Annotated in this window: 22 protein-coding genes, 4 tRNA genes and 1 riboswitch; of the genes, 10 read left to right on the top strand and 16 right to left on the bottom strand. The window is 36.8% G+C overall.

The window, feature by feature from the left end; translation table 11 throughout:
* Positions 1–42: 42 nt before the first annotated feature.
* Complete coding sequence (locus LC457_RS02750; protein WP_223598513.1) at positions 43–1404, bottom strand: rhodanese-related sulfurtransferase; 1362 nt, start codon at positions 1402–1404, stop codon at positions 43–45.
* A 363-nt stretch (positions 1405–1767) separates the two neighbouring features.
* On the opposite strand from LC457_RS02750, the gene LC457_RS02745 reads away from it, so the two are divergent.
* The gene (locus LC457_RS02745) at positions 1768–3303 is read left to right on the top strand and encodes a trypsin-like peptidase domain-containing protein (protein WP_223598512.1); all 1536 of its coding nucleotides are present in this window, start codon (positions 1768–1770) and stop codon (positions 3301–3303) included.
* A 70-nt stretch (positions 3304–3373) separates the two neighbouring features.
* Here the strand turns inward: LC457_RS02745 and LC457_RS02740 are convergent, their stop codons facing one another.
* From LC457_RS02740 to LC457_RS02730, 3 genes are all read right to left on the bottom strand, one after another.
* Positions 3374–3829: a hypothetical protein gene (locus LC457_RS02740; RefSeq protein WP_047376540.1), complete on the bottom strand. Its 456-nt coding sequence runs from the start codon at positions 3827–3829 to the stop codon at positions 3374–3376.
* On the bottom strand, positions 3829–4209 hold the full coding sequence (locus LC457_RS02735; protein WP_034694591.1) for a RidA family protein: 381 nt from the start codon (positions 4207–4209) through the stop codon (positions 3829–3831). The genes LC457_RS02740 and LC457_RS02735 overlap by 1 nt, the downstream gene beginning before the upstream one ends.
* Before the next feature lie 134 nt (positions 4210–4343).
* Complete coding sequence (locus LC457_RS02730) at positions 4344–6929, bottom strand: putative LPS assembly protein LptD (protein ID WP_223598511.1); 2586 nt, start codon at positions 6927–6929, stop codon at positions 4344–4346.
* A gap of 53 nt (positions 6930–6982) precedes the next feature.
* Between LC457_RS02730 and LC457_RS02725 the strand changes: the two genes are divergently transcribed.
* The 9 genes from LC457_RS02725 (at position 6983) to LC457_RS02685 (ending at position 11918) form a co-directional block, all read left to right on the top strand.
* On the top strand, positions 6983–8269 hold the full coding sequence (locus LC457_RS02725) for an N-acetylmuramoyl-L-alanine amidase (RefSeq protein ID WP_223598510.1): 1287 nt from the start codon (positions 6983–6985) through the stop codon (positions 8267–8269).
* A gap of 59 nt (positions 8270–8328) precedes the next feature.
* Positions 8329–8400 (top strand) — tRNA-Glu (locus LC457_RS02720).
* Between the two features lie 372 nt (positions 8401–8772).
* Positions 8773–9093: a hypothetical protein gene (locus LC457_RS02715; protein ID WP_047380487.1), complete on the top strand. Its 321-nt coding sequence runs from the start codon at positions 8773–8775 to the stop codon at positions 9091–9093.
* A 66-nt stretch (positions 9094–9159) separates the two neighbouring features.
* Positions 9160–9414, top strand: a complete 255-nt coding sequence (gene rpsT, locus LC457_RS02710; RefSeq protein ID WP_002983073.1) for a 30S ribosomal protein S20 — start codon at positions 9160–9162, stop codon at positions 9412–9414.
* Positions 9415–9424: 10 nt separating this feature from the next.
* Positions 9425–9496: transfer RNA gene (locus LC457_RS02705), tRNA-Glu, on the top strand.
* Positions 9497–9579: 83 nt separating this feature from the next.
* Positions 9580–9651 (top strand) — tRNA-Glu (locus LC457_RS02700).
* A gap of 65 nt (positions 9652–9716) precedes the next feature.
* Positions 9717–9788, top strand: a tRNA-Glu gene (locus tag LC457_RS02695).
* A 346-nt stretch (positions 9789–10134) separates the two neighbouring features.
* On the top strand, positions 10135–10908 hold the full coding sequence (locus tag LC457_RS02690) for a T9SS type A sorting domain-containing protein (protein WP_223598509.1): 774 nt from the start codon (positions 10135–10137) through the stop codon (positions 10906–10908).
* 221 nt (positions 10909–11129) lie between these two features.
* Complete coding sequence (locus LC457_RS02685; protein ID WP_223598508.1) at positions 11130–11918, top strand: T9SS type A sorting domain-containing protein; 789 nt, start codon at positions 11130–11132, stop codon at positions 11916–11918.
* 164 nt (positions 11919–12082) lie between these two features.
* Here the strand turns inward: LC457_RS02685 and LC457_RS02680 are convergent, their stop codons facing one another.
* The 12 genes from LC457_RS02680 to LC457_RS02625 form a co-directional block, all read right to left on the bottom strand.
* A complete protein-coding gene (locus tag LC457_RS02680) occupies positions 12083–14341 on the bottom strand; it encodes a DUF5074 domain-containing protein (protein WP_223598507.1) in 2259 nt (752 codons plus the stop codon).
* A 28-nt stretch (positions 14342–14369) separates the two neighbouring features.
* On the bottom strand, positions 14370–15563 hold the full coding sequence (locus LC457_RS02675; RefSeq protein WP_223598506.1) for a cell surface protein: 1194 nt from the start codon (positions 15561–15563) through the stop codon (positions 14370–14372).
* 14 nt (positions 15564–15577) lie between these two features.
* Positions 15578–16711 carry a YncE family protein gene (locus tag LC457_RS02670; protein WP_223598505.1) on the bottom strand — a complete coding sequence of 378 codons (1134 nt, stop codon included), beginning with the start codon at positions 16709–16711 and terminating at the stop codon, positions 15578–15580.
* Positions 16708–18819 carry a TonB-dependent receptor domain-containing protein gene (locus LC457_RS02665; RefSeq protein WP_308116394.1) on the bottom strand — a complete coding sequence of 704 codons (2112 nt, stop codon included), beginning with the start codon at positions 18817–18819 and terminating at the stop codon, positions 16708–16710. The genes LC457_RS02670 and LC457_RS02665 overlap by 4 nt, the downstream gene beginning before the upstream one ends.
* A 29-nt stretch (positions 18820–18848) precedes the next feature.
* Positions 18849–19034: riboswitch (cobalamin riboswitch) on the bottom strand.
* Positions 19035–19125: 91 nt separating this feature from the next.
* Positions 19126–20073 (bottom strand): transporter, encoded by a 948-nt coding sequence (locus LC457_RS02660; RefSeq protein WP_223598504.1) that lies wholly within the window; start codon positions 20071–20073, stop codon positions 19126–19128.
* Positions 20074–20085: 12 nt separating this feature from the next.
* A complete protein-coding gene (locus tag LC457_RS02655; protein ID WP_223598503.1) occupies positions 20086–21135 on the bottom strand; it encodes a cytochrome-c peroxidase in 1050 nt (349 codons plus the stop codon).
* A complete protein-coding gene (locus LC457_RS02650) occupies positions 21128–21955 on the bottom strand; it encodes an MbnP family protein (protein WP_223598502.1) in 828 nt (275 codons plus the stop codon). Before LC457_RS02650 ends, LC457_RS02655 begins: the two co-directional genes overlap by 8 nt.
* Before the next feature lie 202 nt (positions 21956–22157).
* Positions 22158–22526, bottom strand: a complete 369-nt coding sequence (locus tag LC457_RS02645) for a hypothetical protein (RefSeq protein WP_308116393.1) — start codon at positions 22524–22526, stop codon at positions 22158–22160.
* 4 nt (positions 22527–22530) lie between these two features.
* The gene (locus LC457_RS02640) at positions 22531–23205 is read right to left on the bottom strand and encodes a superoxide dismutase (protein ID WP_047427466.1); all 675 of its coding nucleotides are present in this window, start codon (positions 23203–23205) and stop codon (positions 22531–22533) included.
* A gap of 180 nt (positions 23206–23385) precedes the next feature.
* Positions 23386–24063, bottom strand: coding sequence for an SCO family protein (locus tag LC457_RS02635; protein ID WP_223598501.1), 678 nt, complete (start codon positions 24061–24063; stop codon positions 23386–23388).
* Positions 24050–24325, bottom strand: a complete 276-nt coding sequence (locus tag LC457_RS02630) for a YHS domain-containing protein (protein ID WP_223598500.1) — start codon at positions 24323–24325, stop codon at positions 24050–24052. The genes LC457_RS02635 and LC457_RS02630 overlap by 14 nt, the downstream gene beginning before the upstream one ends.
* A gap of 215 nt (positions 24326–24540) precedes the next feature.
* A complete protein-coding gene (locus tag LC457_RS02625; RefSeq protein ID WP_223598499.1) occupies positions 24541–24903 on the bottom strand; it encodes a hypothetical protein in 363 nt (120 codons plus the stop codon).
* Positions 24904–25460 lie beyond the last annotated feature (557 nt).

The raw sequence follows: 25460 nt of genomic DNA, 5'->3' as shown, positions 1-25460 counted from the left end.
TGAAATAATTGTTACCGACAGGCTTTGAAGTTCTATTATTGATTATGCGTTTTGCACAATTCTGTACAGTTTATCAGATAAACGAACTCTGAATGGAAGTTCGAAAGTAATCTGATCTCCTATATTTGCAGTTTCACAAGGACCGCCATTGGCATAGATTTCAGTAATGGTAACTTCCTGTTCTCCTGTTGTAGGACCGGAAATTAATACTTTATCTCCAACTGACAAATCTTTTTGTTCAATTAAGAACTGTGCAATTTTTGATTTTGAGAAATAATGCTCTGCTTTTCCAATCAATTCCTTTTTAACAGCAATCTTTTGACGGATATTCTTTGTTTCAGCTTTTGCCAAAGGTTTATCAGATAAATCGCCTGAATTTTTGAATTTCAAGGCATCAGATTTTCCTTTTCTGAATACTTTATTCCCAACCTGCAGTCCTTTTCTTAGTTTCACCTGTTCATCCCAAGGTAGATGTATTGTATCCAGGCATTCTGTAGAACAGCAGTTTTCCATTGCTGCTTTACATTCATCACATTGGATGAATAAAAGGTGACATGCATCATTAGCACAGTTGGTATGGTTATCACATGGTTTTCCACACTGGTGGCATTGTGAAATAATATCGTCTGTAATTCTTTCCCCTAAACGGTGGTCAAATACGAAGTTTTTACCAATAAACTTACTTTCTATTCCTTCTTCTTTGATCTGGCGGGTATACTCAATGATTCCCCCTTCCAATTGGTAAACATTTTTAAAGCCCTGATGTTTGAAGTAAGCACTGGCTTTTTCACAACGGATTCCTCCGGTACAGTACATCAAAAGGTTTTTATCTTCTTTAAAGTCTTGTAACTGTTCATTGATAATGGGTAAACTTTCTCTGAAATTTTCCACATCAGGAGTAATCGCCCCTTCAAAGTGGCCTACTTCACTTTCATAGTGGTTTCTGAAGTCTACGACAATTGTGTTCGGATCTTCAAGTAAATTATTGAACTCCTGAGCCTTTAAGTGAATTCCTTTATTGGTAACATCAAAAGTTTCATCATTCAAACCGTCAGCAACAATTTTATTTCTAACCTTAATTGTCAATTTTAAAAAAGAATAGTTATCCTGGTCAACAGCGACATTCAAACGGATTCCTTTCATAAAATCATAGACTTCCAGCGTATTTCGGAAAGCCTCAAACTGATCTGCAGGAACACTCATCTGAGCATTAATTCCTTCTTTTGCTACATAAATACGGCCAAGCGCATCCAGTGCGTTCCAGGCTATAAATAATTCGTCGCGAAATTTTTTGGGATCTTCAATTTTGGCATACGCATAGAAAGACAAAGTAAGACGGTCTTTACCGGCTTCATCAATAAGTTGAGCTCTTTCTTCTGCGCTTAAGGTGTTATACAGTTGCATGCTATAAACGTTTTAAGTGAGAATAAAATTTTTGCAAAGATAATAATTTTTGAATTAAGTATATTTATGACACAAATCACAGGTAATGAATAATGAACGGCCAGCATTGAATAATTGGCAATAAATAATGGAAAACAGAATGTATTTTACACCCTATAACCTGACATATTTTCTTTAATATTTTTTTAAGTTTTGTTAACCTTGGCATTAACAATTATGACATAAGGCATAAAATGACATAATAGCCGTTAAATTTTAGTTAAAATTGAAACATAGCATACTAATTGCTTACTTATTTAACATTAAATTTGTTTACTCAAAAACATAAAAAAGAAATTAATTAATAAACAAGAAAGATATACAATGAAGAGTACTTTAAAAAAACTATTACCATTTGCAGTAGTAGGAGTAATTTCCGGAGCTACTACCGTTGGAGCCATACAATATTTAGGACACAACTCCAACAATGGAGATCAATCTTACTTCACAACGTCCGCACCTAATACTTCATTCGCAGGAATGAATACAGGAGCAGTAGGCGACGATTTTGTGAAAGCAGCCAAAACAACCGTTCCAGCTGTAGTTACCATCAAAAATTACCAAAGCAGAACAGCAAGCAGAGCTTCTGAGCAGGATTTATTTGACTTTTTCTTCGGGGATCCTTTCGGGGGAAGAGGCCAGGGCCAGCAGAGACAGAAGCAACAACAGGCTCCTGACAATATGCCATCGGGAATGGGTTCAGGTGTTATCATCTCTCCGGACGGTTACATCATTTCCAATAACCACGTGGTTGCAGGTGCCAATAAACTGGAAGTAGTATTGAGCAACAAAAAATCATATATCGCTACTTTGGTAGGGACTGACCCAAATACAGATATTTCTCTATTAAAGATTGAAGAAAAAGGTCTTCCTTATTTAAACTTTGCGAATTCAGACAATATCGATGTAGGACAATGGGTGCTTGCAGTAGGAAATCCACTTGGATTAAACTCAACGGTAACAGCAGGTATTGTTTCAGCTAAAGGAAGAGGGATCGGAATTTTAAGCAGCCAGGGGAAAGCAGCTAATCCTATTGAAAGTTTTATCCAGACGGATGCTGCAATCAACCCGGGTAACTCAGGAGGAGCTTTGGTGAATACAAATGGGGAACTTATCGGGATCAACTCTGCCATCCAGTCTACTACAGGATATTATCAGGGATATGGATTTGCAGTTCCTTCTAACTTAGCCAGAAAAATTGTTGAGGATATCAAGAAATTCGGAATTGTACAGAGAGGATTCTTAGGTGTTCAGTCTTTAGACCTTTCAAACGATCAGTTGGTAACTTCATACAACAAACAGTTCAAGACGAGTCTGAAAGTTGGTTCAGGAATTTATATTACAGGATTCGGTGACAACAGCGGTGCTGAAGATGCAGGATTGAAAAAAGGAGATATTATTACTAAAGTAGATAACTACGATATAACAGATTTTGCTGATCTTTCAATGTCAATCGGAAGCAAGCGTCCTGGCGATAAAGTTCAGGTAACGTATTCAAGAAACGGTAAAGACGGTACTGCTACTGTAACACTTAGAGACCAGAAAGGAGGTACTTCTACGAGAACTAAAGCTGACCTGAGCGTCACTGAAAAAATCGGAGCTGAATTTGAGCCTCTTACAGAGCGTTTCAAAACAGAATACGGGCTGAACAGTGGTGTTGTTGCCAAAAGCGTATCTGAAGGCAGCGAAATGGCTAAAATCGGAATTGTAGACAACTACATCATCATTGAAGTAAACGGCAAGCCTGTAAATTCTCAGAAAGATGTAGAAAAGATCCTGGATAAATACCAAGGAAATGTACAGGTAAAATTTGTAGATGACTACGGAAGAATCTATACAAAAGGATTTAAAATGCCTTAATCAGAAAAACAAAATTAATTCTTCATATCAACAAAAAACGCTGCAAAGATCTGCAGCGTTTTTTTATTATTTATTTAGGCTTATTCATTTTTTCAGCAATTCTTTTCTGCTTGTTCCGCTCATAAATAACTTCTACAATCTTACCCCCAATCCATGAAAACGGAAAGAACGTAAGGAAAATAGAGATCTTATAAAATGTAGGATGGTAAGGAAATATAATTACATCCAGCATCGCGATAAACAGCATAATAAAACCGATCAGGATGGCATAAGCTACTTTAGCATATTTAACGATGATAGCTGTTGCAACACCCCCAATAGTAGTTCCCAATCCGGAAATAAACAACAGGAAGCCGAAGAACGCCTGATCATCTTTCATACTGAAAAGAAACCTCTGCCAGTGCTCAAACGGAGCAAAAGCCTCAAAAGTAACCCATTGCGGAAAAACCCTTATACCAAGAGTAATAATAAGTCCTGCAATACCAAGACCTACCAGAACCGCAATTGTATTTCTTATAAAATTCATTAATCCTGATGTGCGATCATAGAAATTTCGATATCCACATTTTTAGGCAGGCAAGAAACCTGTACTGTTTCACGGGCAGGATAGCTTTCTGAATCTAAGTAAGAAGCATAGATATCATTCATTACAGCAAAATCATCCATACTCTTAAGGAAGATTGTCGCTTTTACAACGTTTTTGAAAGTCATGCCGGCTTCAGTAAGAATTGCCTCAAGGTTTTTCATTACCTGATGCGTTTCTTTTTCAATCCCTTCTACCAGTTTACCAGTTGCAGGATCTACAGGAATCTGTCCAGAGATATACAAAACTCCGTTTGCCATATTAGCTTGTGAATAAGGGCCGATTGCTGCAGGTGCATTAACTGTGTTGATTATTTGTTTCATAGCGGATATTTATTTTTTTTCTAAGGTCATATGTCATCACTTTTGCCGGCAATAAAATTTCAGCTTTAGTGATTTCATTAGAATTTATTTTGGTTGCAAATATAAAATTTATATTCTCAAATGCCAATCTGATATTAGAAAGGTGCATTAGGCTGGGTAAAGCTTCTGTCTTTGTACTTTAATGCATCACTTAAGATATTGGCTTTGATACCAATAAAGAAGTCATACACTTTATACTGTCCGAAAGGAACCCAGTTGAAATTGATCGTAAAACTTCGCTGATCTCTTGAGAAACCAATTCTTGTATACGCCAATTCTTTAGTCACCATATCATAATGCGTACTTCCTGTGATATTCCAGAAAGGAGTCAGCTTAAGGCTTCCGTCTAATCCTATGGAAGCAATCTTATTGGCAAATCTGCTCAGTCCTTTTGAATAGGCATAGTTTGCACTGATATTTAAAGTCCATGCCTGGTCAAAATGAGCATAATGATCATCATCAAAATAATAATTTTCATTTCGGACCTCTCCTTTTGAAGAATATTTTTTAGCATAATCTGTTTTCTCTCCAAAAATTTCGCTGCTTAAAGGATAAGATAACTGAACATTGAATCCCTGTACACTGAAGTGCCCGAACTGCTCTGTTCTTACCCCAGTATCCTGGCCGGAAGAGAAATCGATTTTATAAGGTTCCAGTGCAAGACTGGTATTTACCGTAAGCTTATTATTAAAGAATGAAGACTGCCCGTTGATTGAGAACACAGACCAAGGATGATCATTCGCTGCAAAGTTGTAGCTTCCTGAAAGGTTTAAAGATTCAAATATCTTGATTTTTTTAACTCCTGTAGAATCACTTTTAGATTTTACTTTCATCTCGATATTGTTACCGATATTGAAACCTAAAGCTCCCTGCATTCCACTTGACGGACTTCCTATGATTCCTTTCTCGAAAATAGAATAAGGAGTCAACGCTCCGGTTGCATTGTAATAATTTTTATAATATCCGAAATTTGGACTTGAAAAATCCGGAGAGTATGTAAAGCTGACACTTGGTGTCATCATATGTCGTACCGCTTCTATTGCAGACCCTTTTTTGAATTTCATCATTCCGAAAAGCGTAGTCTGAAGACTGGCAGAAGTAGAGAATGTAGAATATCCTGTAAAATTCTTATTGATCTCATCCACTGTTACGTTCTTTACCGGATCATAGAATCTGTTCAGTGTTTTTGTAGTCAATGCATTATCGATATTCGCACTTAAACTGAACGTGAAATATTTTGCCACGGTGGTATTGGTAGCCAACGCGATATTATTTTTAAGTCCCGTCTGCATTTTGTCCCACATTTCTTTTTTAAACAGTTCGTTCTCCTGAGTATTAACAAAATTGGTAAGATTGAAACCTGTATTCACTGTAATATTTTCAAGAAGTCCCTGTCTTATTCCCGTTCTTGATTTAAACAGGTAAAACTGATTGATCGCTACGTTCATCTGTGGAAGACGAAGGTCTGCCAGCCCTGTTGCAAAGTTCTGTGAATAAGAAGCCGTCCCTGTAATTGTTGCCGGAAGTTTCAGAAATCTTTTGGTAAGGGTTACCGTAGAATTCTGCTGGGTATTCAATACATTCTGGTTGAAAATATAGTTGTTGTTAAGCGGGTTGTTATAAAACTTTGTACTTACGATATCTACAGAGGCACTGAATGTCAGGAAAGGGTTCGCTTTAGAATCCTGAGAATGCGTCCAATTGATTCTATAGGTACTGTTTTTAGTATAATCGTCCAGACCTTTGATACCTCTTACCATGGTTCCGACATCCGCTGTAAAGTTTCCGGAGTAACGGTACTTCTTCTGATAATTTACCTGAGGACGTAAGTTCCAGCTTCCTTTCGTATAGATATCAGCAAGAACCTTTACGTCAAAGTGTTCTCCAATGGGTTGGTAATACCCTATTCCGTTAAGGAAAAACCCCACATCTTCCCTTTCCCCGAAACTTGGAATCAGGATACCCGCTGCTCTTTTATCTGAAAACGGTAAAATAGCAAACGGAAGGTAAAGAGGTGTAGGAACCTGCTCGATAAACATTTGGATAGGTCCTGTTACAATCTGGGATTTTGTTTTAGTTTTAATCAGCTTGATATTATAAGCTCTCATAAAATAATCCGCAGCCGTATCTTTTTTCTTAATGAAATAATCATCCGTGGTATAATCCGCTTTTCTCATCGCGAATACGGAGTCGTTATATTTTTTGGTCTTCTGCGCTATAATTACTCCTTCGCTTTCTTCTGTTCTTGCATTGAAGGCGATGGCCTGTTTGGTTTTTGTGTTATAGCTGAATTCGTTGGTTTCGTATTTTTTCCCGGCCTGTGTGGTGATTACAGGTTCTATAATTTTTCCTAAAGAATCTTGCTTTCCTCTGGCGTAGATCAGATTTTTATTATCATCTATTGAAATATAGTCTGCATCAATCTGCATATCCTGATACTTCACCTGCGCATTTTTGTTCAGAAAAGTCATTTTTTTTGGGATGTCTCTTCTCTGATCATCAGCTTTTGTGCGAAGAACATCATCCAAAGTTTCTTTTTTTACAACTATGGTATCCTTTTTGGAAATAGTATCATTAACCGCATTTTTAGGCAATTTTTCAGGAGTTTTCTGTGCTAAAAAATTGTTAAAAATTAGGATAATTAAAATTTGTAATATATTTTTGAGGACGGTTTTGGCCAATTTTATTATATATAATTAAGGCCCAAAATTAATATAATTTTTATAACTGTAAGATGCACAAACAAAATTTTAAAATAATTTTATCATTTCTTCTTATCCTTACCAGCAACTTTATTTTCTCTCAGAAGAAGTTTACTATCGTTCTGGATGCGGGACACGGAGGAAGTGATCATGGGGCCAACAGGACCTATTCTGATATCGGAAGAGTCGCGGAAAAAGACATTACACTTGCCATTACATTAAAAGTAGGCGCAATGTTAGAGAAAAACAGAGATTTCAAAGTTATATATACCCGTAAGATTGACGAGTATCCTTCTTTATCTGACAGAACCAATCTGGCCAACAGGAGCAAAGCAGATCTTTTCGTATCGATTCACTGTAATTCTTCACAAAGACCTACAGCTTATGGTACAGAAACATATGTACAGGGACCTAACCAGAACAATGAAAATCTTGAAGTAGCCAAAAGGGAAAATGACGTGATCTTCCTGGATGAAAAAGATAAGCAGACCTTCGGATCCTATAACCCTGATTCTCCGGAGTCATTGATTGCCTTAAAACTTCAGCAGAACAAGTATCTCGAGTCAAGTCTTCTTTTGGGAGGATTGGTAGAGGATAACTTCGTGAATAAAGATAAGCGTTCTTCAAGAGGAGTTTTCCAGAAAAACCTTCACGTTCTTCGTATGAATGCCATGCCATCTGTACTGATAGAAACAGGTTTCATTAACCATCCGGAAGAAAGCCACTACATAGCTTCAGACAAAGGACAGACTGAAATTGCAGAAAGTATTTACAATGCGATTATTGATTATAAAAAAGCAGTTGACAGAAAATCCGGCGGTTCTATTGCTGTCAGAAAGCCAGAGCCTGAAAAACCGGCAGAAGTTCCTTTAAAAAATGATTTCAGAATTCTATTGATGAGTTCGCCTACGAAATACAATGAAAATGATCCTGCCCTGAAAGGACTGAACTATATTCTTACTCTTAAGGAGAACGGACAATACAAGTATTACTATGCTGTAACCAATATGGCTTCCGTAAAAGATATTAATCTTAAAACAGCCAAGGATGCAGGCTTTAGAAATGCTTTTGCCGTAGGATTTATGCCTAATCAAAGGATTAATATGGGATATTACACCATAGAGGTATACTCCGGGGATAAGCTGAATGGCAATTCTTATATCCTTCAGAACCTGAAAGACGTAGAAAGAGAAAAAGACAATGGCGTTTTTTATTATACCTATGGAAAAGTATACACGTTAGAAGATGCAGCCAAACTTCAAAAGGAACTTGAAGCTAAAGGTATCAAAAACACGGTGATACAAAAAGTGTATAAATAATTAAAAAAAATAATTTTGAAGTTAAAAAGTTAATGATTACTTTTGCAACCTCAAAATTTGGCCTATTCGTCTAGTGGTCAGGACTCAAGATTTTCATTCTTGCAACAGGGGTTCGATTCCCCTATAGGCTACAAATTTACAAACCTTTAACGGAGTCGTTAAAGGTTTTTTTATGGTTTATTTTTCGTTGTATTTTACTTTCAAAAATTAACCCGGATATTTTTAACAACTCTTTTAAGGTTAAAATTCTCAGGACTTTTACAATGTTCTGACAGAATTATTAGAAATTGAGACATTCTAACAACCTGAAAATTACTATCATTATAATATAGAACCTTTACTTTTATCGTAAAAATTCATTCCATTTATGTTATATGTCACAAAAGCATTATATTTGCAAAAATTTTAGCCATGGTTGGTCACCCAAATATGGCAGCACTGATGAAAAATAATATTGATAAATCATTGTTTGTAGTTTTCTACAAGCTACCAAATTTTATATCATGCCGGATTTAAAAATACAAGAAGCAAAATTGCTTTTTAAGAAAATCCACTCTAACCCAAAAAGTTACGATTTACAAATCAATGAAGACGGGATTACAGGCAGAGATGATAAAATCAGTTTCAGACTTTACAGGACTGGAGAGAGGGTTGCTTTTGAAGTAACAATTGACGGACTCACTTTCACCAACACGACTGGAGAATGGAATAATGCATTGATCATGCTGGGAAATACGATCAAAAAATTAGAAAAAGAACAAGAAAATTTAAAAATAGAACAAGCAATAAATAAACTAAGAAAGTACCTTTCAGAAGAAAATTAAAATTTTTGAAAATAAATTTGGTAGTTTTAAAAAAAGTTTATAGTTTTGCACTCACATTTAAACGATATGGCAAATCATAAATCAGCACTAAAGAGAATCAGACAAAACGAAACTAGAAGACTTCGTAACAGATATTACCACAAGACTGCTAGAACAGCTTTAAAAGCTTTAAGAAATGAAGAGAACAAAGCTGCTGCTACAGAACAACTGCCAAAAGTTATCGCTTTATTGGATAAATTAGCTAAGAAAAACATTATCCACAAGAACAAAGCGGCTAACTTGAAAAGCAAATTGACAAAGCACGTTAATAAATTAGCGTAAAAACATAGCTGGCCCGTTCGTCTATCGGTTAGGACCTCAGATTTTCATTCTGGTAAGAGGGGTTCGATTCCCCTACGGGCTACTTACATCTTATAAGACCACTGTAACAACGGTGGTTTTATAAAGATCACAGTAGAAAAAAGCTATATTAAAATAAATCTAACCGGCCCGTTCGTCTATCGGTTAGGACCTCAGATTTTCATTCTGGTAAGAGGGGTTCGATTCCCCTACGGGCTACAAGATTAAGAGTTGATACTTACAAAAACAAAACTAACACATTACTTCGGTAATGGAAGATAGAGGGCCCGTTCGTCTATCGGTTAGGACCTCAGATTTTCATTCTGGTAAGAGGGGTTCGATTCCCCTACGGGCTACAAAAGGACTTTTTCGAAAGTCCTTTTTTCGTTTTTATATATACATTCAGACAAATTTTATCCGACAATATCTTATTCTTTTTATCACCGGAACTTCTGAATTACTCCACTACCCTCCCATTTTGGGAATCTTTCATTGAATTACACCTGACAATGTCAATAAGAGCTGTTCTTCAATTTTACATCTATATTTTATACAATCCAATTAAATCAACAGGCTGTGCTACCCTATAACAGGGGTATATTAAATTTTATTAAAAATATCACCAATAATGGAAATATTATTTTTTACTTGGTCTATTAATCCTTAAATTTGGCTAAAACTATTCACAATAAAATAAATAACATGAAAATTAATTTACTTTTGGGAAAACAATTCTCTTTTAAAGCCGGATTAATGGCTTTATTTCTATTTTCGGCAAGCACGTTATCTTTTGCGCAAAACAGAATTTATGCACACGCTCAGAGCTCAGGTGTATTTGGAGTTGCATGTCTGGGATGCCGTATAGATAATCCTTTAAATGCAGTTGGATATAACGAGGATGATTATTCAACAATGGTGTTGGGAACAGCTTTGTTAGGAGGAATTCAACAAACCCTGATCTTCCCTGACCTGAGATCAGACACAAGACTGGTTGTAGGAATCGGAACAGACAACATCCCGTTATCTGTACAGTTATTAAGCGGAGTAACTCTTGAAACCATGAATGGAGGCACTTCTAATGATGACCGCAGAACGATAGATGTAAGTCTTCTTAAACTGGGAGCAACACCCAACAGAGGGACAGTAGAATTCAAGCCGACAAAACCTTATGACGGGATCAGAATAGGTTTAACAGGAGGTGTATTAAGCCTGGGCGGAGGATTCAGAATTTATTATGCTTATCAGGATCCATTGATCAGCATTATGGCTCACAGCCAAAACGGCCAGGTTACTCTTGGTGGAAATATTCCGGTAGAAGGTTCAGAAGTCACATTATTCAACACATCCGGAAAAGAAGTATTCCGTTCTACATTAAAATCAAACACTTTTGAACCCAGACAGTCTGAAGGTGTTTATATTATGAATGTGCAAACTAAGGAAGGAAAAACATATTCGAGAAAAATTTTAATTAAATAATCAAATAAACGATACAATAAATGCGGCAGACTTTTGAGTTGTCGCTTTTTTTGTATTCATTTTCAGAGAAATACGAAAAAACAATTCATTAAATAAAACAAATTCATAATAACAAATATCAACAAATTATTAACATTTCACATAAATATGAAATAAAATAAGCAACATAATCATTTTATTTATAAATTTACATAAAGCTAAAACCCAAAATTTTTCTACATATGAAAACTTATTTATTACTTGGCCAACGCACAATGAAAGCTGCAGCTTTGGCATCATTCTTATTTTTAACAAGCACAATGTCTTTTGCACAGATTGTGAAAACCTATGCAAGCAGCCAAACCAATCAGGTATTGGGAGTATGCTTAGGATGTGGAGTATTGAATCCTCAAAATGCAGTAGGAAGTAACGAAAACGACTACTCAACGATCCAGGTTTCAGTAGGTCTTCTGGCAAGAACGGAACAGACATTGATCTTCCCTACGACCAATATCGCCAACAACACCAATAAGCTTGTCATTGGTATTGGTTCCAATGGTACTCCACTATCTGCTCAGGTATTGGGAGGTGTGTCAATTGAGACATTCAACGGAGAAGTGTCCAATAATGATCGCCAAAGTCTTACCAACAGTCTGATCAACCTAGGAGCAGGAGATCCAAGCAAAGGTGAGATTGAGCTTACAATGAACATTCCTTTTGACCGTATCAAAATCAATGTGAATTCAGGATTGCTGAATATTGGTGGAGAACTTAGAGTATACTACGGATATCAGTACAAAGATCCGTTTATCAATTTCATGGCACACAGTCAGAATGGACAGTTTACTCTTGATAAAAATATTTCTGCACAAGGATCAGAGGTTAGTCTGACCAATACTTCAGGAAAAGAGGTATTCCGTTCCAAACTGACATCCAATACATTTGAAACAAAGCAGCCACAAGGAGTATATATTATGAACCTTACTACAAAAGAAGGAAAAACATATTCTAAAAAAGTGATCATCAAATAAGGTAGATCCATAACAGATCAAACCCGGCAAGCTTTTCAAGCTTGCCGGGTTTTTTATAGGGGTAATTATTATTCTGCATGATAAAAACATTTCTATCACTTCATTAAAAAAACCCTGACCAAAACTGGCCAGGGTTATATTAACAAGATTTATCTAAAATGGTATTAGTTTTTGATTACTTTTTGTTGATATACTGCTTTATCTGTAACTACTTTCAAAATATAAATACCTTTTGGAAGTGCACTTACATTGATTTGTCCGTTGTTCAGCTGTACATTAACCATTCTTCCTGAAGCATCATACATAGAAACATTCTGGATTTTCTCCTGAGTTTTAAGAGTAAGGATATCGGTAACCGGATTCGGATAAATACCGAATTCAAGTTTTTTCACTTCAGCAGTTGCCAAAGTAGTTCCTAAACTGTTTACACTCACCGTTTTTTCTACCAGCTTACCGTTTGAGTTAAAGCTGATCACAATATCAGAAGTTCCTGAAACAAGAGGTATCAAAACCAATTCATCATTCTCATTAATCGTTGCGGAAACTGCTGTAGGATTGCTGTTTGATTTGATAGATTTCACTACGGATACCGCCATGTTATCAGCATCGGAAATTATTGTTTTCAGATCAATTGCAGTAGTACTTGCAGCTGTAAGCTGTGAAGGTAAAGTATTGCTTACCACAGGAACCGAATTATTGGTAAATACTGTCAGTGAAGGGAACCAGTAATAATCATTCAATGTTTTTGTATTGATAAGAGTTCCGGCCATATTATAAGTATGGATCCAGTTTTTCTGATAGTGTGCACCGTATCCGCTTTCTGTTGTATTCAGAACAAGCTCTCCGGTAACAGGGTTTACACGAAGTGCCGCACCATAAGGAATCTGCTTAAACTGTCCTGTCTGCCCCGGGATAGCAGCAAAGTTTTCGTTAAATGTTTTCGTTGTTACGTCAAATCTTACAATCTGTGTTCCTGAACTCCAACTGCTGATTGAATTAATCCAGTATAAAGCATTTTCTTTATTACTTGCTGTAAATCTCCCTGCATTCCATGCTCCCCAATCTCCGATATATTTGGTCGTAGGAATGTTATAAACCTGCGTTGCAAAAGTAGTAGGATTGATACTGATCAGCTTCTGATCCTGAATTCCCCATACGCTTCCGTCTTTTGCCTGAACCACTGAGTAGAAACTTCCTGCAATTGTACTGATCACAGTATCTGTATTAGGATTAATGACTAAAATTCCAACACCCTGTTTCACCGCAAATACATATTGCGAAGTACGGATCATATTTCCAATCTGCCCGTTACCACCTGTTCCGGCAATCAGAGAACCTACCTGCAGGTTGTCAATATTGAAAAGAACAATTCCGGTAGAAGTACCAATATATCCTTTATGTTCGTTCACTCCCACAAATGATCTTCCGTCTCCACCACCAATTGTATTAAAGCCGGCAATTTTCTGCATAGTCTGCGCATTGGCAACCACAAGTCTTCCACCTGGAGTATATTGAGTATCTCCTCCATCGGCAGCCTGTTTTGATACAAAATAGAATTTATCACCATAGATTGTTCCGTATTGTGTAGTTGCACCGAAAGCCTGATTGTTGTTTGCGTTACTGTACACACGGTAATTGATCTGACCGTTATTATCAATGAAGTTTACAGAACCGTTGGTATGACCAAACCATTCTTCATTCACCATAAAATATCCGTTGGTAAAGTTGTTGGAAGCTACGTATGGAGAAACGGGAGTGATGGTAGAGGATACAGGTGTTTGAGTAAAGCCTACGTTAAAGTTCCATACATCCCATGATCCGTTTTCCAATACACGTGAAGAAGCTCCTACGCTAGAATATCCGAAATCAGCATCTGCAGGATTCTTTACCCAATAAGACCAATATCCGTTAACCGTCCATCCGGACTGCCAGTGATCATTAGCCGCATCTACAATCGTATAGCTGTCAAAATCATAAGCTGTAGTGTTAACAAAACCATTTACCGGATATAACGGATAAGTGGTATTTCCACTTTTGATCAGTGCATTGGTCCCTTGACCGTTCAGGTCAAAACCTATTCCTCCAACAGCTGATCCAAATTGTGTTCCCTGATACAGCAATGTGTATAATCTGTGATCTGCTTTAGCAATCGCTTTAAGCATATCTTCACCTGTAGCGTTTCCGTCCCATTTGAATCCCCAAACCATCGCATCAGGATTTTTACTGTCGTTCCACTGTACTACAAAAGCAGCCTGATTGGCTCCTGATCCTACCCAATACTGGATATCAGAAAAACTGATCGTAGTGGTATTAAGATTACTGATCCCTGAAATATCATTTCTGGGAACACCCTGAACTTTTATCTGTGCATTTGATAGGCATGCAAACAGAAAAAGCATCATAAAAAGATAAAACTTTTTCATTTTTTATTAATTTAAATAGATTGAATTATTATTTGAAATGTAAATCGTAAGCTCCTGCCACTTCTGTAGAAACTTCACCCAGCCAACCAGCTTCCTGATTGACTCCTGTATATATTTTCATAAAATCTACGCCGGGAAGTTTTACATATTTCCCGCTTCTGTCTACGGCCCAGGAAATATCAATATTGGAAGCTTCATCATTATTCGGAGCATTATCAGCATATCCGAAATCATATGATTTCCCTACCCAATAGGATCCGTCCCCGTTCTGATCATAAAAATTATTTGCCAGCCTTGTTCCGGAAAATCCGTAAGAACTATCGGTAAACCATAAAGGATAATAGCTTTGTGCATGGAAGGTATTTTTTGTTTTAAAACCCTGATTCCCCAGATTGTCGCTCCATTTTATATATTCTACATCGGTTTGCCAGAATTCGATTCCGGGTACGGGAGTTTTATTTTCGTCAGGCTTATGATAGGTGATACTGTAATCTCTTACGGTTGCGTTTTTAAAATATTCGCTGCCTGCAATTTCATACCATTCATCATTATCAGGTTTTCCGTTTTTGTTTCTGTCGTAGGCTACCATAATAATTCCCGGTTCACAAGAGCCGGAACGCTGGTCGCTGGCATCATTTCCAAAGAATGCATTTCCCAGCACTTTAAAATCTTTTCCATTCAGGTTCGGAATAGTATGATCAAAACCGAAAACCACATATCCACCGTATCCACCAAGGCTGATCATGGTAGAATTGCCTCCCACCAATGACTCATTTGCTTTCTGAAGCATATTTGCCGCTGTATTTCCAGGTAAATATTCGGGGATTTCATTCATGAACTGTCCTACAGCAGGACGGAACTCCAATACTTTAGCGATATATTTACTGTAAGGTGTTTTTTCTTTGGTAACGATAATTTTAGAGTGATAAACCTGCTCATTCCCTTTGTTATTAATTTTTAAAGTCAAAGGATAAGCATCTGCAGTAGGACTGATAAATTCAAGTTCTGAATTTTGAGAAATAATAGAATCGTTAATACTCCATGTAACCGATCCTGAAGCATTGGTAGGAATACTCAACACTCTCAAACGCTCAATGGTATAGGAATCATCAAGACCATTAAAGGTAAATTCATCTGCGTCATCATGTTTACAGGCGATCATTCCTACCAGAAAACATGATAAGACTCCGGTTTTTAAATAAGTAAAGGTATTTCTGTTCATTTCTTAAAGTTTGGTTATTTGTATAAAAAAGCGAAGTGAGCCGGAATATTTCCGCCCTCTGTCTTCCATTTAAAATGTCCGTTTTTATCAAAGCAATACACAAATCCAAGAGAAACATAATTCCTGGCATCTGTGATATAAATATCTTCTGTGATTGGATTTACCGCAATTCCGTAAGGTGTTTTAATGGCAGTTTCGTATTCTTTATCAAAAATTCTGTTGGCAATGATCTGTTCTGTTTTTACATCAATGATTCCAAAGCTCTTTTTATAGCTGTGGGTATTGTAATTGAATTCGTTTCCGTAGAAATAGAGTTTATCATTCACAATTGTCATTTCACTCACAGCGAGATGGAAATCTTTCTTAACAATCCCGGTTGCCGCATCTATAAGGTATAAGCTGGAAGGAATGTTATAATAATCTCCTCTTGAGCTTACATACAGATCACCGTAATTGTCTTTTTTAATGTGATGAAGATTGATGGCAACATTTAATTTCTGGATTTCAGTAAAAGTGTTCAGGTCTATTACGGAAACGGTATTGTCATAATCGGGAGCTTTGTATCCTCCGGAATTGGCAACAAACAATTTATTCCCTACAATTTCCATTTCTTCCGGCTGATATCCTACTACCACTTCACGCTGGATGGAAAGAGAAGTAGTATCAATTTCCACCACTTTTCCCTTGGGTGCTTTTGGATTAATTGCTACCGGACCTGCATAACTGCTGGCATATGCTTTCCCGTCTTTAAAGGTTAAATAACGACAGTTCTGTAAGGGAATAGAAGTAATACGTTTAGCCGTTTTGGCATCTAACACTTCAATTTTATTGGAAACATTGACTACGATATACAGTTTGCTTCCGTAAACTTTGATATCATTTCCTACATCTCCAAGCTCTTTTACCACATTGGGATTAATTTCTGCATAGATGTTTCTGTAATAGGTTCCTTTTGTATAATCAAAAAAGTCCAGTGTACATTTGTTGCTTCCCATATTCCCTTCGTTCAGCATATAGAATCCTTTTATTGCTGTATTTTCTGAAGGAAGTCCTTCCACTACTTCCTGACGGACGATAATATCATCTGTACGGCATGAGGTAAGAAAAGCTAAAGCAAGAAACAGAAAATAAAAGTTCAGTTTTCTCATAAGGTGAAGTTTAGAATAAGTTTAAAATTTCTTCCCGGCATCGGATAGTTGATCACTACATCATAATATTGGTTGAAGATATTATTCATTTCAAGGCTTACTTTAAACTGATGATCCGCCCAGTTGAATTTTTTCTGAACAGAGAGATCATGAGTATACCAAGGCTGTACATAATTGTATTGAATATTATCCTGATTCACATCATAGCGCTTTCCTACATACATTGCACTGTAATTGAAACTCCAGTCTTTATAATCGGCCATCAGTGCAAATGATCCACTATGCCATGGTGTGTAAGGAATCTGATTTTTGTAGAATGTATCTTCAGGATCGGTCATATCTCTTGCACTTTGATAGGTGTAAGAAAGTAATGGCCTCAGTTTTACTTTTCCCAACTGCATTTCTGCCTGAACATTCACGTCAGCACCAATAATCTCAACCATACCAAGGTTCATCATCAGCCAGCGGAACATACTTCCGTTAGGAGCAGCGACAATTTTATCCTGTACTTTGTTGTAATAACCATCTACTTTAGCATAAAAGGATTTAAAGAAATGATTGTTGTAGTTTTTCTGGTACGTGAATCCTACATCATACTGATTGGTAAATTCCGGTTTCAGATAAGTATTTCCGATATTCGTGTAATATAAATCATTGAAAGTAGGCAGTCGGAAAATTCTTTTATAGAAAGCTCTGAGGGTAAGCTCAGGAATTATTTCAGGCTGGTAGCTCATAAATACAGCGGGTGTCCATTCTCTGCTATCTCCCGGTCTTTTGTTTTTTCTTACTTCTTCAAAGGTAAATGTGCCCAAAAGGCTTCCCAGAATTTTAAACCTGTTCCACTGGTAGGTTGTTGCCAAAGCAACTAATGTTGTATAACGTGTAGGATAAGAAAAGTTATCCAGATTGGCGTCCAGATTATTGTACTGAAAATCTCCACTCAGGCTCACATCCCAGTTGGGAGTAATTGAATAGATATTGGATGAAGAAAGATAAACTTCTCTTTGGATGTAGACATTATCCGTATACATAATAGATTGCGAACGAACGGTATCCATAAAATGGGTATAATCGTAGGCAAATTTTGCTTTCAGCTGTGTTTCAAATTTTGGGAACAGTTTTTTCCGAAGATTGGCCTGTACGAAATAATTTTCATCGGAAAGTCTCGCTCCTCTTCCTCCAAAACGGCCGTTCACAATAGGTGCCGGCATTCCGCGGTCTGAAATATAACCGTAACCACGGATATTCCAGCTTCCGTTGTTTAAAGTTCCATTTAAAGAAGTTTCAAAACGTTTTGCCTTAATATCTGAATCCTGTCTTTTTGCGATCGTGTCATAAGCCTGCTGTCCATCAGGATATTTCTTGGCATATCGAAATCTGTAAATTCCGTCACTTTGCATAAATTCTGCGCTGAAACTGGCTGAAACTCTGTCTGAAATTTTCTGCTCCAATCGGAATGACGGGTTGAAAAGATCAATGGAAGCACTTTTTGCTCTTATTACAAGATTGGTTCTCCTTACTCCTTTAAACACAGGAGTTTTAGGTTGTAAATAAATAGATCCCGACGAACCAAAATCTTTTGCCGGTTGGAAGATTTCACTTTTCTGCCCGTTGTATAATGATATTTCTTCAAGATCATCCAAAGAATATCTTCCGAGGTCAACAAGGCCGTTTTGTGCATTTCCTAATTGAATTCCATCGTAAAAGACTCCTACATGCTGACTTCCGAGACTTCGGACGTTAATGGTTTTCAGTCCTCCTATTCCACCATAGTCTTTAATCTGAACTCCGGAGAAATACCGCAGCGCATCTGCTACAGAATGACTGTTCAGTCTTTCAAGTGCTTCCCCTTGGATGGTTTGTGCCGGAATGATTTCTTTAAAATTCTTTTTGTAGAGACTGATCACCTTGATGGATTCTTCCTTCAGCGTATCATTTTTCTTTTTTTGGGAATATAAAAGCTGAGATGTCATCACCAGTATTGTGAAAACAGCTTTATAAATTGTAGAAGTAATTAGTTTTGCCGCCATTAGCTCATTTAGGATAATGATGACGCTAATGGTATAAGAAAACAATGACAAAGCACAGCTGTCACTGTACAGAATCATTGATGTCCTAAGCTTTATTCCACGAAAGCGTCAAACGATTATTTTCTGGCAGGTCTTCTGACTTACTCCATTTTTGAAATCCTTCCCATTAAAAAACAGTGGATATATTCTTCAAAAATCTTGGTGTGGAGCTTACAGCAGCGGGTCTGTCCCGGATTTTCACCGGATTCCCTTTTAAGAGCTTTTTATGGCTCACCAAATTTCGGGCAAAGATAAAAAATTATTCCTAACCCCCAATTAAATTCATGATTCATAAACAATTAAAGCTCCCGAAGGAGCTTTAACATTATTAAAAAGGGTTTTATTTTAAATTCCGATATTCAGGAAAATACTGAATCTGGATTTTGCTTCAATATCACCACCTGCCAAATGGGTATACATAGGAAGCATGAGTTCACTTCCCAGACTCAGTTTTTTATAAGAAGCTTCAAATCCCAGTTTCCCATACAATGCACTTCCTGCAGTATTGGGCAGCGCTTCATCAAACTGTTTATTCTGTGTATACACTTCTCCCTGCACTCCGGTTTTTACAGAAAAGATCGACTTTTCATTTCCGGCAACCTGATAAAATCCTGTCGCAGCGTAGTTCCACTGGTTTCCGAAACGGTAATTTTTCTTATTTTCCGTTTTGATCGTATAGTCTGTATTGACCAATACAGCCACTTTATTTTTTTGAAATTTATAATTCAAAGCTGCCTGGTAATCCCAGCTGCCGGTTCCCAACTGAAAACTTGGATTGACTCCGGATGCACCTTTTTCATCAAATTTTCCCAAAGGAATTTTCACTCCCAAGCCTCCGCTTATGTGATGGAAATTATCTTTAGAATTCATCAGCTGGTAAATTCCCATCAGATTCAGATCTCCGATTCCATTGATTCTGATATCTCCCTGCATGGTTTTCTTTTCATGGAAATGAAAGGGCAGGCTTGCATAAACACTCAGTTTTTTAGTCAAGGGAATTTTCCCCCAAAGCTGTAAAGTATTGAAGTATTGATCCTGTGTAAGGTCTTTTACAAATAAATTCTCCTTTGCTTTGTAATGTTGTGCAAAGTATTTGATTCCGATAAACTGTGGATTCAGTAAAGATTCAAAACCGGAAGATCCGTTACCAGCTGCACAGCCACAAGCATCACAATCATCGTCAAAATCAAATCTGCTAAAGCTTTCCGGTGCAATATACACGCTGTCTCTAATCACATTGGCCTGGTTCAGGCTAAATACCATTAAACTTAGTATTGCTATAATCTTCTTCATGTTTTCTATAAATTATTCTGCAAATTTTGGATTGGAGATAAAACTTTTATCTGATAATGTTTTCAGGAAGGCAATGATGGATTGTTTTTCCTGGCTGTTCATAGCAATTCCCGTATGGCCATTCTGTTTCAATTGGGGATCGAGATTAGGATTATCTTCTACCTGATCTGAATAGAAATTGAGCACAGCCTCTAATGTGTAAAACCTTCCGTCATGCATATAAGGTGCTGTATATTCTACGTTTCTCAAGCTTGGAACACGGAATTTCATCCAATCAACCTGATTGAGAGAAACTCTGTACCGTCCGGCGTCTTTGAACTCCGTATTGTAATACATTCCTGTATTTCTGAAGCTTTCATCGGTAAATAATTCTCCGCTATGGCAAGAAGCACATTTCTGATTAAATAATGCCATTCCCTGAGATTCCGCTGAAGTCAATTGTTCTTTTCCCTGCTTGAATCTGTCGTATTTTGAATCTGCAGAAATTAAAGAAGCCATAAACTGTGATAATGCTTTTAAAATTCTTTCGCCAGTAATGGTTTCATCTCCATATGCTTCTCTGAAGAGCTTTTTATACTTCTGATCATCTTTTATCTTTGAAATAGCATCCGGTATGGAGCTGTCCATTTCATTGACATCTGTAATAGGACTGATGGGCTGTTCATTAAGGTTGTGAATCACTCCGTCCCACATATATCTTTTCAAAAAAGCCATATTCTGAATGGGTGGTGCATTTCGGATTCCTATTCTATCATCTACTCCATGACTTACGGTATGCCCGTGATGGGTGAATGCATTTTCCTGAATATGGCAGAACCCGCATGAAATAGTATTATTCCTGGAAAGTCTCCCTTCATAGAATAATTTTCTTCCCAGCTCTACTCCATTTTTAGTTACCGGATTGATTGATTTATCAAAAGTCATTTCCGGAAAATAAGAAGGAAACTGCAGATTGTACGCTTCATCTTTTTCCAACGGCTGGATCACCTCATCAGAACAGGATATACAGCTCAGGAACAATACAAGCAGAACCAATATCGTCTTAACAAAAACATTAATCATTGTGAACGTGGTCTACTTTAAACATTTTTGTAAGATTATTGGTAACGTCTACCAGATGTTGGTTTGAGCCCATCAGCATATCATTGGCTGTTGTAAGTGTAAGAGGTTTATCTCCACTCAAAAACTGGTTCAGATCTGCCAGAATATGAACAGAAGGACGAATTTGTGACGTTACTCTTGCTGTCGTCGGAAGGTTCAATGTGATCTCACGGTATAGATCAGCCTGTTCATTAGCAACAACATTTCCCATATTTCCGGTATGGTTCATAAATTCCTTGGAAGGAGTATCTGTACCATATTTTCCTTCCAGTTTTACAAAAACATACCCGGCAGCCCATGACCATGTCAATCCTTTCTGCTTGGCTCTTGTCCAGAATTCAGCTTGTCCGTCCTGTCCCAGCAAGTAGGCTTTCTGGCTGATTCCCAATCCGAATTTTATTTTTTTATAATTGTTTTTCGGAACTCCGTCAAGGTTAAGATAAATGATTCCGGCTACAGCATCGGCCTGATCTACAATAAAAGCACCTTTATCAGGATTGTTTTCATTGTATTTAAATTCATTTCCGCCTTCGTCAATCAATGTGATATTGCTGATGATATATTTTAAAGCAGAAAAATTATGCTTTTGTCCTTGGGAAGAAGTCTGGACCGTCTGATTTAAGACAATATCTCCTACATTATTAAATCCGTTTTCAAATTTGATCTGAAGTTTTCCGGGAGTGGTATCCTGCGGATCATCATCCCTGCTGCTTTCGCAGGCTACAAAAGAGAATAAAGTAAAGGCAATAAAGAATAGTGATAAAAATTGAGAAATTTTCATTGTTGATTTTTTAAAGTTGAATTATAATTTTTGAATGCAAAAACATTCTTTTTTTACCACAAAAGGCACAAAAGTTTTTACACTTAAGTTTATTAAGTGATAAGCTTTATGTACAATAAGAACACTTAAGCTTTTAAAAATCTTTGATTCTTAATTGATGTAAGCTTTTGTGACTTTTGTGGTTGAATAGTGATGGTATACCTTAAAAAACCGGTGGTTTGAAAATATGGGTCAGAAACAGAAAAGAATAGGCTGTTTCGTAAGTGAAGTTGAAATTGAAAAACGGTCGTTTTTCAGTGGTAGTGATCTCTATGGCTTCAGGCAGGATATAGATATCAAGAATTTTCTGTCCTGAGTTTTTGAGTTTCTGAAAAGGTGAAGATTCTGAGTCATTGGTTTTAGCCAATTCTTTACTCAGATAACATTTTCCGTTACAGTGAATCTCCGGCCTGGATTTATTAATACAAAGAACTTTAACGATATAATCATAATTTACAGCATACTCTACCAATGGTACCAAAGGTCTTAGCACCATATAAAGAGTGAAAAGTATGCTGTAAAATAATTTCATCAGACTACTTTTTGCTTATAGCTTCGTCATATCTTCTGCTGATCTCCTTCCAGTTCGTAACGTTCCAGATAGCGGTAAGATAATCTGCTCTTTTGTTCTGATATTTTAAATAATAAGCATGTTCCCAGACATCAATTCCGAAAATAGGAGTTCCCTTCTCTTCCACTACATCCATCAAAGGATTGTCCTGGTTAGGAGTAGAAGAAACAAACAGTTTCCCGTCTTTTCCTACAGAAAGCCAGGCCCATCCTGAACCGAAACGGTCTGCTCCGGCTTTAGACATTTTTTCTTTAAAAGCATCCATACTTCCGAAAGTTTCAGTGATGGCTTTTGCCAATTTTGCAGAAGGCTGTGTATTTTTCTGAGGGGTAAGAACCGTCCAGAATAATTCGTGGTTGTAATGCCCTCCCGCGTTATTTCTCACTGCAGCAGGCAGTTTTGAAGCATTGGAAAGAATCTGAAACAACGTTTCTTTTTCCTGTGGAGTTCCTGCAATTGCTTTATTCAAATTGGCTGCATAAGCTGCACCATGTTTTGAATAATGAATTTCCATCGTTTGAGCATCAATATTCCCTTCCAGAGCATTATAAGCATACGGCAGAGGAGTCTGCTTAAACTGAGCCAGTGCAAACTGAGCCGCGAAAACTGCGCTTAAGGCAGCTATTTTCATAATCTTCATAACTTTTTTGTTTATGGTTGAACAATGTTTTCTTCTTAAAATTGGAGATGGAGGCTGGAAGTAATTCTCTTGAATGTATAACTTCTTCAACTTCTATTTACCTTTATAGCCATCTCAAAAATCGCCGGAGCTGCATCGTCTGGAATAATTTCCAGTTCAAACTTCCAGCTTCCCTCTTCTCTATTTCAATAATTTCTTAATATCCTCAATCAGAATTTCTCTGTCAGGATGATATTTCCCGTTTAGTCTTGGGTTTTTCCCTACCGGATCATCATAATTCAATCCTGAATAATACAGAATCGGCATATTTTCTTTGTTGTATCTGCATCGGATATTTCCGTCCTGATCTACCAGTGCAATCATACCGCTGTGGTTCAGGCTTTCTCCTTCATCTTCCTTGTCACCTACGTAGATATTAAATTTATCAGCAAGGTTACCAATATCTGTACGGTCTCCGGTCAGAAAATGCCAGTTGGGAGATTTTGCACCTATCCTTTGAGCATGTTCTTTCAATGCTGCAGGAGTATCATTTTCCGGATCAATACTGATGGAGACAATACCGAAGTTGGGATCATTGATCTGATTCTGAATAGCCTTCATATTGGTATTCATTACAGGGCATATTGTAGGACATTTGCTGAAGAAAAATTCTACCAGATATACTTTTCCCAGCATGTCTTTATTGGTAATCTTTTTACTGTTCTGATCCGTCAGTTCAAAATCAGGAACTTTCATCACGGTATAAAGGTTCTTTTTAAAGTATCCCATTCCTACCCCGATTCCCAGGAAAAGCAATGCAAATACCGCAATGGGTATGATTACTTTACTTTTATTAGTGGTCTTCTTATTTTTGGGCATATTTCTCAGGGCTTTTTTTAAATTCATCTTTACAGTAAGAACTGCAAAAACCATACGTTTTATTTTTATATACAGCTGTATCTTTTGTAAATCCGGCTGTTTTCATGTGACAGATCGGGTCTTCTTCATTCACTACCTGTACATTTTCTATGTTTTTTGCGGAAGAACTCATGTGGCTTGAATGCTTTACCTGAGGTGTTTCCTTGGCACACGACAGTAGTGAGATTGACAGCAAAGCAGTCAAAATAATAGGAGATTTCATTTTGATGTTAAATTGAAATTAATAATGTTAAATAAGGTTAGGAACAGGTCCGGGTTTCAATTAATGAACCACAATTCTAAAACACAGAATTTTTTGATAAGAATTCAGGTGTTTATCGTTATTCATTTAATTGTACGGGATGCCTATAATAACTTAATTATAATAGTTTTAAAACTTTCGTTTCCATAAACTAAAAACATAGTTTACGGTGAGAATTAAGCTAAAGGAGGATGAAATATCCTGGAAAAGTATTCTGAGGAGTGAGAATTGAAATAACTTGAATCCGGAACTTCAGTAAGCAGCTCCGAGTTCAGTTGAGAGGAGAAGGAAAGGATATCATGAGAAATAAAAACATCTAATCCTGCAATCTTTATCGTTTGAGAGCTATTGGACTGCTTTTCTGTTTTTGCCAGTTCTTTTTCCACATAGCATTTTCCTTTACAGGTCGACTGTGGTACATTTCTGTTCTCACAAAGGTTTTTTACAATATACTCATAGTTCACAGCATAATTTACCAACGGCAAAACAGGACGTATTGCAACGGTAAAAATGATGAATATGGAAATGAATAACCTCAACGATTTTGTTCTCTGTTACAAATATACTACTTCAAAATTGTTTTATAATGGATTTATGATGAATGTCATTATGCTTATCTACTGTTACCCATAAAAATCACAAAACTGTGCCTGTCACCGGTATAATATTATTCCGAACTTTGAATAAGACTTTAGACCTAAATAAAAATTTAGTTCTTTATATACAATTTAATCTTGTTGATAAAAGCTTTGCTGATGTTTTGGCAGAGCTTTTTTTATATTCTTTATTTTGTTGGAAATCGCAAAGACGCAAGTTTTTTTTAATGCTTACTGTTTTAAGGTGCAAAAATTTTATCTCCGATAAAATTTAAAACTAATAATGAGACTGGGTCATTAGATTCCTTCTGAATGACAAACTGAGTGTATCATTTTTATACTAATTGTAATTATCAGTCATAGTTTATACGAAAAGTAAAGCCAGTCTCTTTGTCACTCCGTAGGAGTCTCAACAGCCTAATATGGATTTCAATGATATCACTGGTATAATGTGTAATTAAAAACAAAAGCTCCACTGAAATTCAGCAGAGCTTTTATTG

This window comes from Chryseobacterium sp. GVT01B (assembly GCF_019970045.1).
Classification (GTDB): Bacteria; Bacteroidota; Bacteroidia; order Flavobacteriales; family Weeksellaceae; genus Chryseobacterium.
The sequence above is the reverse complement of the archived record's forward strand: the minus strand, read 5'-3'. Positions and strand labels throughout refer to the sequence as shown.